The sequence below is a fragment of the Erwinia sp. HDF1-3R genome (assembly GCF_039621855.1).
Taxonomy (GTDB): domain Bacteria; phylum Pseudomonadota; class Gammaproteobacteria; order Enterobacterales; family Enterobacteriaceae; genus Erwinia.
Genome location: NZ_CP155071.1, coordinates 247,872 through 260,963 on the forward strand (window position 1 = coordinate 247,872; position 13,092 = coordinate 260,963).

General features: G+C 54.6%; 9 protein-coding genes, 1 tRNA gene and 1 rRNA gene. 8 read left to right on the forward strand and 3 right to left on the reverse strand.

Going from position 1 to position 13,092, the window contains the following annotated elements:
- Positions 1-78: 78 nt before the first annotated feature.
- Positions 79-567, reverse strand: a complete 489-nt coding sequence (gene rfaH, locus AAGR22_RS01175) for a transcription/translation regulatory transformer protein RfaH (RefSeq protein ID WP_067709806.1) — start codon at positions 565-567, stop codon at positions 79-81.
- Positions 568-893: 326 nt separating this feature from the next.
- On the opposite strand from rfaH, the gene ubiD reads away from it, so the two are divergent.
- Together ubiD and fre are read left to right on the forward strand one after the other, a co-directional pair.
- Positions 894-2,396: a 4-hydroxy-3-polyprenylbenzoate decarboxylase gene (gene ubiD, locus AAGR22_RS01180; protein WP_345829813.1), complete on the forward strand. Its 1,503-nt coding sequence runs from the start codon at positions 894-896 to the stop codon at positions 2,394-2,396.
- A 23-nt stretch (positions 2,397-2,419) separates the two neighbouring features.
- Complete coding sequence (gene fre / locus AAGR22_RS01185; protein WP_345829815.1) at positions 2,420-3,121, forward strand: NAD(P)H-flavin reductase; 702 nt, start codon at positions 2,420-2,422, stop codon at positions 3,119-3,121.
- A gap of 109 nt (positions 3,122-3,230) precedes the next feature.
- On the opposite strand, the gene fadA is transcribed toward fre, so the two are convergent.
- Both fadA and fadB read right to left on the reverse strand, forming a co-directional pair.
- A complete protein-coding gene (fadA, locus tag AAGR22_RS01190; RefSeq protein ID WP_345829816.1) occupies positions 3,231-4,394 on the reverse strand; it encodes an acetyl-CoA C-acyltransferase FadA in 1,164 nt (387 codons plus the stop codon).
- 10 nt (positions 4,395-4,404) lie between these two features.
- Positions 4,405-6,591 (reverse strand): fatty acid oxidation complex subunit alpha FadB, encoded by a 2,187-nt coding sequence (fadB, locus tag AAGR22_RS01195; RefSeq protein WP_345829818.1) that lies wholly within the window; start codon positions 6,589-6,591, stop codon positions 4,405-4,407.
- Between the two features lie 186 nt (positions 6,592-6,777).
- Here fadB and pepQ point away from each other — a divergent pair, with 186 nt between their 5' ends.
- From pepQ to AAGR22_RS01225, 6 genes are all read left to right on the forward strand, one after another.
- On the forward strand, positions 6,778-8,109 hold the full coding sequence (pepQ, locus tag AAGR22_RS01200; RefSeq protein WP_345829819.1) for a Xaa-Pro dipeptidase: 1,332 nt from the start codon (positions 6,778-6,780) through the stop codon (positions 8,107-8,109).
- Positions 8,109-8,720 (forward strand): IMPACT family protein, encoded by a 612-nt coding sequence (locus tag AAGR22_RS01205; RefSeq protein ID WP_345829821.1) that lies wholly within the window; start codon positions 8,109-8,111, stop codon positions 8,718-8,720. The genes pepQ and AAGR22_RS01205 overlap by 1 nt, the downstream gene beginning before the upstream one ends.
- Positions 8,721-8,750: 30 nt before the next feature.
- Positions 8,751-10,202 carry a Trk system potassium transporter TrkH gene (trkH, locus tag AAGR22_RS01210; RefSeq protein ID WP_067709823.1) on the forward strand — a complete coding sequence of 484 codons (1,452 nt, stop codon included), beginning with the start codon at positions 8,751-8,753 and terminating at the stop codon, positions 10,200-10,202.
- A 17-nt stretch (positions 10,203-10,219) separates the two neighbouring features.
- The gene (gene hemG, locus AAGR22_RS01215; protein WP_067709825.1) at positions 10,220-10,753 is read left to right on the forward strand and encodes a menaquinone-dependent protoporphyrinogen IX dehydrogenase; all 534 of its coding nucleotides are present in this window, start codon (positions 10,220-10,222) and stop codon (positions 10,751-10,753) included.
- A gap of 412 nt (positions 10,754-11,165) precedes the next feature.
- Positions 11,166-12,707: ribosomal RNA gene (locus AAGR22_RS01220) — 16S ribosomal RNA — on the forward strand.
- 69 nt (positions 12,708-12,776) lie between these two features.
- Positions 12,777-12,852, forward strand: a tRNA-Glu gene (locus AAGR22_RS01225).
- Positions 12,853-13,092: the final 240 nt, after the last annotated feature.

The window sequence follows — 13,092 nt, forward strand, 5'->3', positions numbered from 1 at the left end:
TAAGGGGCAGATAGTAGCGGAGTCAGTTAGCGAGCCATAAGGTCGGTCAGCGCGATACGTTGAGGGAGCAGATAAGCGTTACAGCTTCTGGAATTGCAGATTGTCCACGCTGCGTACAATCTGCTTATTGAGCAGGTTAAGCAGCAGCATTGATCGCGCCTCACCGTCGGGTTCGGTGAAGATGGCTTTGAGTCCTTCAAAGGCACCGTCGGTGATCAACACCATGTCACCCGGCAGCGGCAGGTCAGGATCAAGCAGGCAGGCAGCGGGCTGCGTCTCCAGCGCGGTAATGACATCCTGCGGCACGGTGGCGGGCTGCGTACCAAAGCGAACAAAATGGCTGACGCCCCGCGTAGCGCTGATGGTGGTGGTGTGGATCGACTCGGGGTCGAACTCAATAAAGAGATAGTTAGGAAACAGAGGTTCTTTCACCTGAGTGCGCTTTCCGCGAACCAATTTCTCTAGTGCAATCATTGGGCTGAGACAATGCACCGCCTGGCGCTCAAGATGTTCTTTTGCGCGAAGCAGCTGGCCACGTTTGCAGTAAAGTAAATACCAGGATTCCATAACGTCACTTTTTGATAATCAGGCCGCTAAGAATACCAAACTCGCCGCGAGAGTCATAGCTGGTTCAAGGTGAGATGCGGCCTGAACGAAATTCTGCCTGGCCCAAACCTGTTATGCAATCCTGTAAATTAACGGAATAACGTCGAAATAACTGGTACTGATATTTGTTGATGCGAATAGTGGTTGAATTTGTTTATGCAGATGCCGGTTGGAAATGTAATCCCTTTGCTGTCTACGAGCGACCTCGCATTGGCTTCGAAAAACTCAGCACAGCGTCCGAATCATCCCTATAATGGCCAATTCACTGACCCAAATGATGAGAAGTCATGAAATACCACGACTTACGCGATTTTCTGTCACTGCTTGAGCAACGCGGGGACCTGAAACGTATTAAACACGAGATCGACCCCTGCCTGGAAATGACTGAAATTGCCGACCGCACACTGCGGGCGGGCGGGCCTGCGCTGCTCTTCGAAAACCCCAAAGGCTACAGTATGCCGGTACTGTGCAATCTTTTCGGTACGCCGGAAAGGGTGGCATTGGGGATGGGACAGGAGAGCGTTTCGGCGCTGCGTGAAGTAGGACGCCTGCTGGCCTTTCTGAAAGAGCCCGAGCCTCCGCGCGGTTTCCGTGACTTCTTTGATAAAATGCCGCAGTGGAAGCAGGTGTTGAATATGCCGACCAAACGCCTGCGGGATGCCCCCTGTCAGCAGCAAATCTGGCAGGGCGACGAGGTGGATTTACATCAGATCCCGGTGATGAAGTGCTGGCCTGAAGATGCGGCGCCGCTGATCACCTGGGGGCTGACGGTAACGCGCGGCCCAAATAAAGAACGGCAAAACCTGGGTATCTATCGCCAGCAGGTCATTGGCAAGAACAAACTGATTATGCGCTGGCTTTCTCATCGCGGCGGCGCGCTCGATTTTCAGGAGTGGTGTCAGCAGCATCCCGGTGAGCGTTTCCCGGTTTCCGTCGCGCTGGGGGCCGACCCCGCTACCATTCTCGGTGCCGTTACGCCGGTTCCGGACACGCTATCCGAGTATGCCTTTGCCGGGCTGCTTCGCGGCACGAAATCCGAAGTGGTTAAGTGTATCTCCAACGACCTGGAAGTCCCCGCCAGCGCTGAGATTGTGCTGGAGGGATACATTGAGCAGGGCGAACTGGCCCCGGAAGGCCCCTATGGCGATCACACCGGTTATTATAATGAAATAGATAATTTTCCGGTTTTCACCGTAACCCATATCACACAGCGCCGCGATGCCATCTATCATTCAACCTATACGGGACGTCCACCCGATGAACCCGCCGTGCTGGGTGTGGCGCTGAACGAAGTCTTTGTTCCCATTCTGCAAAAGCAGTTTCCTGAAATTGTTGATTTTTACCTGCCTCCTGAGGGATGCTCATATCGCCTGGCAGTGGTAACCATTAAAAAGCAGTATGCGGGGCATGCCAAGCGGGTAATGATGGGAGTCTGGTCTTTCCTGCGGCAGTTTATGTATACCAAGTTTGTTATTGTTTGCGATGATGACGTCAACGCTCGCGACTGGAATGATGTTATCTGGGCCATTACCACGCGTATGGATCCGGCACGAGATATGGTTCTGGTAGAGAATACGCCCATTGATTATCTGGATTTCGCCTCGCCGGTTTCCGGGCTAGGTTCTAAGATGGGACTTGATGCAACCAACAAGTGGCCGGGAGAAACCCAGCGTGAATGGGGACGTCCGATTCAAAAGGATCCCGCAGTAACCGCTCATATTGATGCGATCTGGGATGAACTGGGCATTTTAAGTGACAGGCCTGCGCGCGACGCTGCGTCCGGCAAATGAATTCGACCCGACAGAGGGAACGCATGACAACGTTAAGCTGTAAAGTGACCTCGGTAGAGGCGATTACCGATACCGTATACCGAGTTCGTATGGTGCCGGAAGCTGATTTCAGCTTCAAAGCGGGCCAGTATTTGATGGTCGTGATGGATGAGCGCGATAAACGCCCGTTCTCGCTGGCCTCCACGCCGATGGAAAAAGACATTATTGAACTGCATATCGGCGCGTCGGAGCTGAATCTCTATGCCATGGCAGTGATGGAGCGTATTCAGGAACAGCGGAAAATAACCGTGGATATTCCCCACGGCGACGCCTGGCTGCGCGAAGAGGGCGATCGTCCTCTGGTGCTTATCGCCGGTGGCACGGGCTTTTCCTATGCGCGCTCCATTCTGCTGACTGCGCTATCACAGCGCCCCGACCGGCATATTGCCCTCTACTGGGGTGGACGTGAGCTCAAGCACCTGTACGATCTGGAAGAACTGGACGCGCTGGCGGTAAAACACCCCAATCTGAAAGTCATCCCGGTTGTCGAGCAGCCTGAAGCTGGCTGGGAAGGGCGTAACGGAACGGTCTTAACCGCAGTAATGAATGATTATGGCAGTCTTGCCGATCAGGATATTTATATTGCAGGTCGTTTTGAAATGGCCAAAATCGCCCGGGAACGCTTCTGTGCCGAACGCGCTGCAAAAGAAGACCGGATGTTTGGTGATGCCTTCGCCTTTATGTAAAGGCCGCATCTCTGGCGAAGCCCTCGCCGTTATGTAAAGACCGCATCTCTGGTGAAGCCCTCGCCTTACTATTAAGGTTGAGGGCGTGCCAGTAGCGTTCTTCCCCTTATCAGGCTCTTTCAAAGATCGTCGCGATCCCTTGCCCCAACCCAATACACATTGTCGCCAGGCCAAACTGCGCATCGCGACGCTCCATCAGATTAAGCAGGGTGGTGCTGATCCGCGCACCGGAACAGCCAAGCGGATGACCCAGTGCGATAGCGCCGCCGTTCAGATTCACTTTATCATCCAGCACTTCCTCTAATCCCAGATCCCTGATGCAGGGTAGCGTCTGCGCGGCAAAGGCTTCGTTAAGCTCGAAAATGCCGATGTCACTGACGTTCAGACCCGCCCGTTTCAGCGCCAGCCTGGAAGCGGGAACCGGCCCGTACCCCATGATTGACGGATCGCATCCAACCACGGCCATTGATTTAATCCAGGCTCTCGGCTGCAGGCCCAGCTCCCGCGCACGCGTTTCACTGAGGATCAGCATGGCTGCCGCGCCATCTGACAGGGCAGATGAGCTGCCTGCCGTTACCGTGCCGTTAACCGGATCAAAGGCAGGGCGCAACGCAGCCAGACCGGCCACGGTGGTATCCGCACGAATCACCTCATCCGCATCATAACGCTTCAGTATACCTTCAGCATCATGCCCGCTGGTCGCGACGATCTCACTGGCAAAATGGCCCGCCTGCGTGGCATTCCAGGCCCTCTGATGTGAGCGGGCCGCAAAGGCATCCTGCATTTCCCGGCTGATATGATGCATGCGCGCCAGCATCTCGGCCGTCAGCCCCATCATTCCCGCAGCTTTGGCGACGGTTTTACTCAGGCCCGGATGAAAGTCGACGCCGTGACTCATGGGGACGTGGCCCATATGTTCAACGCCGCCAATCAGGCAGGCGGTGGCATCGCCAACCATAATGGCGCGTGCCGCGTCATGAAGGGCCTGCATTGAGGATCCACAAAGACGGTTCACCGTGGTAGCCGGGACGCGGTGGGGGATTTCTGCCAGCAGGGCAGCGTTACGCGCGATGTTAAACCCCTGTTCCAGGGTTTGCTGGACGCAGCCCCAGTAAATATCATCCAGATCTTCCGCCTGTAGGGCGGGATTACGGCTCAGCAGGCTTCGCATCAGATGGGCCGAGAGATCTTCCGCCCTGACGTGGCGATACGCGCCGCCTTTAGAGCGCCCCATTGGCGTACGGACGGCATCAACAATGACTACTTTTTCCATTTTGCTATCCTTATGCCGTTTTCAGCGCGGCGTCGTGGAGTGATTCTGCCTGGGGATACCAGCTCTCATTATTCCTGGCCTTGTCAACCAGGCCCAAAGGCGGGTTATACAGTGCGCCAAGGTGAGAAAGCTGTTCCGCCTGAACAATGACGCATGCACTGCCGAGCGTGTCGAGATAGCGAAAAACGCCGCCGTGGAACGGTGGAAATCCCAGTCCGTATACCAGGGCGATATCCGCTTCAGCCGGAGAGGCAATAATTTTCTCCTCCAGGCAGCGAATAACCTCATTAATCATCGGGATCATCATGCGTGAGATAATTTCCTCGTCGGTAAAGACGCGCGTGGGCTGGCATACGCTGCGCAGCAGTGCTTCTGCCGCAGGATCGGCGATCTTCTTCTGCTTACCCCGACTGTCAGTTTCCCAACGATAAAAACCCAGCTGGTTTTTCTGACCAAAGCGTTTGGCATCAAACAGCACATCAATCGCGTCGCGATACGTTTTGCTCATCCGGTCAGGAAAGCCTTCTGCCATGACATGCTGTGCATGGTGCGCCGTGTCGATACCGACCACGTCCAGTAACCATGCCGGCCCCATTGGCCAGCCAAACTGTTTCTCCATCACCTTATCAATCTGACGGTAGTCCGCTCCGTCGCGGAGCAGCAGGCTGAAGCCAGCAAAATAGGGGAACAGCACGCGGTTGACGAAGAAACCAGGGCAGTCATTAACGATAATGGGCGTTTTACCCATCTTACTGGCCCAGGCGACGACCTTGGCCAGCGTGGCCTCGGCGGTTTTTTCACCGCGAATCACCTCAACCAGTGGCATACGGTGAACGGGGTTAAAGAAATGCATACCGCAGAAGTTTTCTGGCCGCTGAAGCGCGTTAGCCAGCTGGCTAATAGGAATGGTGGAGGTATTTGAGGCCATAATGGCGTCCTGGCGAATATGTCCTTCGGTTTCGGCCAGCACGGCGGCTTTAACCTGAGGGTTTTCCACCACCGCCTCAACCACGATATCGGCACGCTCAAAGTCGGCATAGTGAAGAACAGGCTGGATGGTACCCAGTATGCGGGCCAGTTTTATCCCGTCGATCTTTCCGCGCGTCAGCTGCTGATTCAATAATCTTCCCGCCTCTTTCATCCCCAGTTCAAGGGAGGTGGGATTGATATCCTTCATCGTAACCGGAACGCCTTTCCAGGCAGACTGCCAGGCAATGCCGCCGCCCATGATGCCTGCGCCCAGCACCGCCGCCTGCTTTGGCGTGTCGACATTGCGCGTCAGCTTTTTCGCCTTCGCCTTGACGGCCTGATCGTTAAGGAAAATGCCGACCAGCGCGCGGGCTTCCTTCGATCCCGCCAGCGGCACAAACGCCTGCGTTTCCAGCCTGAGTGCCTCATCACGCCCCAGGCCAGCCGCAGCTTCAATCGTTTTTACCGCCGTCAGCGGGGCGGGGTAGTGTTTACCGGCGGTTTGCAGCACCAGGCTTTTTGCAATGCTAAAGCTCATCGTGGCTTCGGTTTTGCTGAGCTTGAGCTTCGCAAGCTTAGGCTGACGGCGCGCGCGCCAGTCCTGCCTGCCCGCGATGGCGTCGCGCAGAATAGCTAACGCGGCGTCCTGTAATTTATCGTCATTCACTACGGCATCGACCAGCCCCAGCGCCAGCGCACGCGCGGCGTCAACGTCTTTCCCGGCGGTGATAATTTCCAGCGCGCTGTCAGCGCCCAGCAGGCGCGGTAGCCTGACCGAACCGCCAAAGCCGGGCATGATGCCCAGTTTGGTTTCCGGCAGGCCAATGCGGGCGTCCGCGGTGGCAATGCGGAAATCCGTTGCCAGCACACATTCACAGCCTCCTCCCAGCGCGTAGCCGCGGATGGCGGAAAGCGTAGGAACCGGCAGATCCTCCAGGCGGTTAAATATGCCGTTAGCGACGTTCAGCCATTCGGTCAGTTTCTCTGCGGGGGCGGCAAACAGCGACAGGAACTCGGTAATATCCGCACCCACAATAAAAGCGGGCTTGCGCGTGCTCAGCAGGAGCGCTTTCAGTTCCGACTGGTTTTCAAGCACCGTAATCGCCTCGCCAAGGCTGGTAACGGTGCGGGTATCCAGCTTATTGACGGAACCGGGCGCATCAAACGCCAGCTCGGCGATGCCATCTTCCAGCCAGTTTAGGGTCAGGGTGTCGCCTTGGTAGAGCATGTCTTTCTCCTGAGCAGCGATAAGGGGATCTGGTCATACCAGATGATCGAGAGTGTGGAAGGGATGTTAATTATTTGCAAACGAGAGTTTGCTTATTTGCAAACAAGATCACAGCCGTGGCAAAACGGCATCGTGGAACAGGCTGTGTTAAGATGCGATCAATTTCGCGATAACGGAGTGAAGGCTGTGGAAACGTTGGTAAACCTTTATCATGATCATATAAAAGTCCTGCAAACCCGCGCCCAGCAGGTGCTCGCACGTTTTGAACTCGATGCCATGCTGATCCACTCGGGAGAGCTGTTAACGGTCTTCCTGGATGACCATACCTACCCCTTTAAGGTGAACCCACAGTTTAAAGCCTGGCTGCCGGTTACGTCGGTACCTCACTGCTGGCTGTGGATAGACGGGGTAAACAAACCTAAGCTTTGGTTCTATTCTCCCGTGGACTACTGGCATAAGGTTGAACCCCTGCCGCAAAGTTTCTGGACCAGTGAGATGGAGATCGTTGCGCTGAGAAATGCCGACGATATTAATCAGCTACTGCCCGCTCAGCGCCAGAACGTTGCCTACATTGGCCCGGTGCCGGAGCGCGCTTCGCAAATCGGCATTAAATCGGCATCGGTCAACCCGCAGGGCGTGATTGATTTCCTGCACTATCACCGTGCTTACAAAACCGATTATGAGCTCTACTGCATGCGTCAGGCACAGAAAAGCGCCGTAACCGGACATCGCGCGGCGAAAGAGGCTTTTCTTTCGGGCATGAGCGAGTTTGACATCAATGTCGCCTATCTCAGTGCGACAGGGCATCGCGATATTGACGTTCCCTATGGCAATATTGTTGCCCTAAACGAGCACGCGTCCATTCTGCACTACACCCAACTCGACCATTTGCCGCCCGAGCAGTCGCGCAGTTTTCTACTCGATGCTGGCACCGAATACAACGGCTACGCGGCGGATTTGACGCGAACCTATGCCGCTCACGGCGACAGTGAATTTGCCCAGCTGATTAAAGATATGAATAGCGAAGAGCTGGCGCTGATTGGCACCATGAAAGCCGGCGTGCGCTACACCGAATATCATCAGCAAATGCATCAGCGACTCGCCAGACTGTTAGTTAAGCATCAGCTGATCAAAGGGCTAAGCGAAGAGGCTATCGTTGCTAACGATCTGACCGGGCCGTTTATGCCGCACGGCATTGGTCATCCGCTTGGGCTTCAGGTCCATGACGTTGCGGGCTTTATGCAGGATGATTCCGGTACGCACCTCGCTGCTCCCCGCCAGTATCCCTGGCTGCGCTGCACGCGGATCATGGAGCCGCGTATGGTGGTGACCATTGAACCCGGCCTCTATTTTATCGACTCCCTGCTGGCACCCTGGCGTGAAGGTAAGTTCAGTCAGCACTTTGACTGGGGGCGTATTGATGCGCTGAAACCCTACGGCGGTATCCGTATTGAGGATAACATCGTGATTCACCGGCATAACGTGGAAAATATGACGCGCGATCTTAAACTGGCCTGATGAACGCCTATGACATTCCCGCAGAGCCTTTAAGCTTTAGCGAGGAGATTAAGAAAAGCCGTTTTATTACCCTCATTACCCATACCGATGGGTTAGAGGCCGCCCGCGCCTGCGTGCAGCAGGCCAGGCGGGACCATCCTGCCGCGCGACACCACTGCTGGGCCTGGGTTGCGGGCGCGCCCTCAGATTCCCAGCAGCTGGGCTTCTCAGATGATGGTGAGCCTTCAGGGACTGCGGGAAAACCGATGCTTGCTCAGCTAATGGGTAACAACATTGGCGAAATCACCGCGGTGGTGGTGCGTTACTATGGCGGCATCCAGCTTGGCACGGGTGGACTGGTCAAAGCCTACGGCGGCGGTGTACAGCAGGCGTTAAAGCTGTTGGTGCGTCAGCAGAAGGTCCCGATGCTCAACTTCTCCCTCACCTGCGACTATGCTCAGCTGGCTGAGATTGAGAGGATGATAATTCGCTTTCATGGTCAACTGTTGCAAAGTGACTTCGTGCAGCACGTCGCACTCACGCTGGCATTGCCCCATTCGCAGGTTGCCGGCTTTGCCCAGAACCTTACCGATTTCAGCAGAGGGGCGCTGACGCTGGCCCGGCTCAAATAATTTCAATACTGTCAGGAAAGGAAAGGCTGAATGCATTTTCGTGCCATTACCCGCATTGTGGGTTTGCTGGTTATTTTGTTCTCGGGAACCATGATTGTCCCCGGCCTGGTCGCACTCCTCTATCGGGATGGCGCGGGACGAGCCTTCGCGCAGACCTTTTTTATGGCGCTGATCATCGGATCGCTATTGTGGTGGCCTAACCGTAAACAGAAGAGTGAGCTTAAACCCCGTGAGGGCTTCCTGATTGTGGTGCTGTTCTGGACCGTTCTGGGGAGCGTAGGGGCGATGCCCTTTATCTTCGCTGAACACCCTAATCTTTCCGTGACCGATGCCTTTTTTGAATCCTTCTCAGGACTGACCACCACCGGGGCGACCACGCTGGTGGGTCTTGATTCGTTGCCTAAGGCGATCCTCTTTTATCGGCAGATGCTGCAATGGCTTGGCGGTATGGGGATTATTGTGCTGGCGGTTGCCATTCTGCCTATCCTCGGCGTCGGGGGGATGCAGCTTTATCGTGCCGAAATGCCCGGGCCGCTGAAGGATAACAAAATGCGGCCGCGCATTGCCGAAACGGCCAAAACGCTGTGGCTGATCTATGTGTTGCTGACGGTCATTTGTGCCCTGGCGCTCTGGCTGGCGGGCATGCCGTTGTTCGATGCCATAGGACACAGCTTTTCAACTATTGCCATCGGCGGCTTTTCTACTCACGATGCCAGCATTGGTTATTTTAACAGCCCAACCATTAATACCATTATTGCTATCTTCCTGCTGATCTCCGGCTGTAACTACGGTCTGCATTTCTCACTGCTGAGTGGCCGAAACCTGCGGGTGTACTGGCGCGATCCTGAGTTCCGCATGTTTATCGGCGTTCAGATTACGCTGGTCATTATCTGTACTCTGGTGCTGTGGTGGCATAACGTTTATGCCAGCGGGATGCAGACGCTTAATCAGGCGTTTTTTCAGGTGGTATCGATGGCCACCACCGCAGGCTTTACCACGGACAGTATCGCCCGCTGGCCTTTATTCCTGCCTGTCCTGCTGCTGTGCTCTGCATTTATAGGGGGCTGCGCCGGTTCGACAGGTGGGGGACTGAAAGTTATCCGTATCCTGCTGCTTTTCAAACAGGGGTCTCGCGAGCTGAAAAGGCTGGTCCATCCCAATGCGGTTTACACCATTAAGCTGGGGCCGCGCGCGCTGCCAGAACGCATCCTTGAAGCCGTATGGGGATTTTTCTCGGCCTATGCGCTGGTGTTCCTTCTGAGCATGCTCGCGATTATCGCCACGGGCGTCGATAATTTTTCCGCTTTTGCGGCGGTAGCGGCTACGCTAAATAACCTTGGGCCGGGTTTAGGGGTGGTGGCGGATAACTTCACCACAATGAATGATACGGCGAAATGGATTTTGATCCTGACGATGCTTTTTGGCCGCCTTGAGGTCTTTACGCTGTTAGTCCTGTTCACGCCTACTTTCTGGCGCGAATAACCGAGTTGAGTACATATATGAAAGCGTTAATCCTTTTTTCCAGCCGTGATGGCCAGACCCGACAAATTGCGGCAACGATCGCAAACACGCTTAAAGAGCGTCAGGAGTGCGACCTCGTCAATATTTTGCATGCGTCTTCGGTTGACTGGTCGCAATACGATCGCGTACTGATTGGCGCATCAATCCGTTATGGGCACTTCCATCCTCAGGTTGCCAAATTCGTTAAGCAAAACCTTGCCGAAATGCGTCAGCGAGTCAGCGGCTTCTTCTCGGTGAACCTGACGGCCCGTAAACCGGAAAAGCGCACGCCTCAGACGAATGCCTACACGCGCAAGTTTTTGTTGCAGTCGCCCTGGGAGCCGGACTGCTGCGCGGTCTTTGCCGGCGCGCTGCGCTATCCACGCTATGGCTTCTTTGATCGCATCATGATTCAGCTCATTATGCGGATGACCGGCGGTGAAACCGATGCCAGTAAAGAAGTTGAGTACACAAACTGGGATCAGGTGAACCGTTTTGCTCATGAATTTGCTGCATTAACCGGCAAAATGTAGTTAAAAGAGGCGCTTTGTTGAAAAATGACGCTGTCAGTTATTTATTTCTAATAAACACTTGTCAGCCGTCAGGAACTCCCTATAATGCGCCTCCATCGACACGGAACAACGGCTTACAGGCCGCCGGGTTGAGAGGGTCAGGAAGCTGAACCGCCGGAGAAAAACTTCCCAAAAAGAAGTTGACTCTGAAGGAGGAAAGCGTAATATACGCCACCTCGCAGCAGGCCGCCAAGGCGCCAGCCGCACCGCTCTTTAACAATTTATCAGACAATCTGTGTGGGCACTCGCAGGATTGATATCAGCGCCGCAAGGCGCAAAAAATATCAAGTCTTAAGAGTGAACACATAATGAAATTCATTATGACGTTTTACACTTGAGCATCGCTTCACTTGTTGAAGCAAATCGAACTTTTAAATTGAAGAGTTTGATCATGGCTCAGATTGAACGCTGGCGGCAGGCCTAACACATGCAAGTCGAACGGTAGCACAGGAGAGCTTGCTCTCTGGGTGACGAGTGGCGGACGGGTGAGTAATGTCTGGGAAACTGCCCGATGGAGGGGGATAACTACTGGAAACGGTAGCTAATACCGCATAACGTCTACGGACCAAAGTGGGGGACCTTCGGGCCTCACACCATCGGATGTGCCCAGATGGGATTAGCTTGTTGGTGAGGTAATGGCTCACCAAGGCGACGATCCCTAGCTGGTCTGAGAGGATGACCAGCCACACTGGAACTGAGACACGGTCCAGACTCCTACGGGAGGCAGCAGTGGGGAATATTGCACAATGGGCGCAAGCCTGATGCAGCCATGCCGCGTGTATGAAGAAGGCCTTCGGGTTGTAAAGTACTTTCAGCGGGGAGGAAGGGAGTGAGGTTAATAACCTCGCTCATTGACGTTACCCGCAGAAGAAGCACCGGCTAACTCCGTGCCAGCAGCCGCGGTAATACGGAGGGTGCAAGCGTTAATCGGAATTACTGGGCGTAAAGCGCACGCAGGCGGTCTGTCAAGTCGGATGTGAAATCCCCGGGCTCAACCCGGGAACTGCATTCGAAACTGGCAGGCTAGAGTCTTGTAGAGGGGGGTAGAATTCCAGGTGTAGCGGTGAAATGCGTAGAGATCTGGAGGAATACCGGTGGCGAAGGCGGCCCCCTGGACAAAGACTGACGCTCAGGTGCGAAAGCGTGGGGAGCAAACAGGATTAGATACCCTGGTAGTCCACGCCGTAAACGATGTCGACTTGGAGGTTGTTCCCTTGAGGAGTGGCTTCCGGAGCTAACGCGTTAAGTCGACCGCCTGGGGAGTACGGCCGCAAGGTTAAAACTCAAATGAATTGACGGGGGCCCGCACAAGCGGTGGAGCATGTGGTTTAATTCGATGCAACGCGAAGAACCTTACCTGCTCTTGACATCCACGGAATTCGGCAGAGATGCCTTAGTGCCTTCGGGAACCGTGAGACAGGTGCTGCATGGCTGTCGTCAGCTCGTGTTGTGAAATGTTGGGTTAAGTCCCGCAACGAGCGCAACCCTTATCCTTTGTTGCCAGCGATTCGGTCGGGAACTCAAAGGAGACTGCCGGTGATAAACCGGAGGAAGGTGGGGATGACGTCAAGTCATCATGGCCCTTACGAGCAGGGCTACACACGTGCTACAATGGCGCATACAAAGAGAAGCGACCTCGCGAGAGCAAGCGGACCTCACAAAGTGCGTCGTAGTCCGGATCGGAGTCTGCAACTCGACTCCGTGAAGTCGGAATCGCTAGTAATCGTGGATCAGAATGCCACGGTGAATACGTTCCCGGGCCTTGTACACACCGCCCGTCACACCATGGGAGTGGGTTGCAAAAGAAGTAGGTAGCTTAACCTTCGGGAGGGCGCTTACCACTTTGTGATTCATGACTGGGGTGAAGTCGTAACAAGGTAACCGTAGGGGAACCTGCGGTTGGATCACCTCCTTACCTGAAGATACCTTCCCGCGTAGTGTCCACAACAGATTGTCTGATAGAAGTAATGAGCAACAGTACAGAGTCCCCATCGTCTAGAGGCCCAGGACACTGCCCTTTCACGGCTGTAACAGGGGTTCGAATCCCCTTGGGGACGCCATCTCCTGATAATGAGTGAAAGACATTATCAACCGTATCTCAAAGCTGATTCTGCCTGAAGGCGAGTCATGTTTGAGATAACTGCTCTTTAATAATCCGGAACAAGCTGAAAATTGAAACGACGTATCGTTTTCATTCTCCGTAATAAGAATGAAACAACACGATACAGTCGAGTCTCTCAAATGCTTACAACTCAGCAGTCTTTACTGACATCAGTAATGAGCGAGCTAAGTGAAGGTAA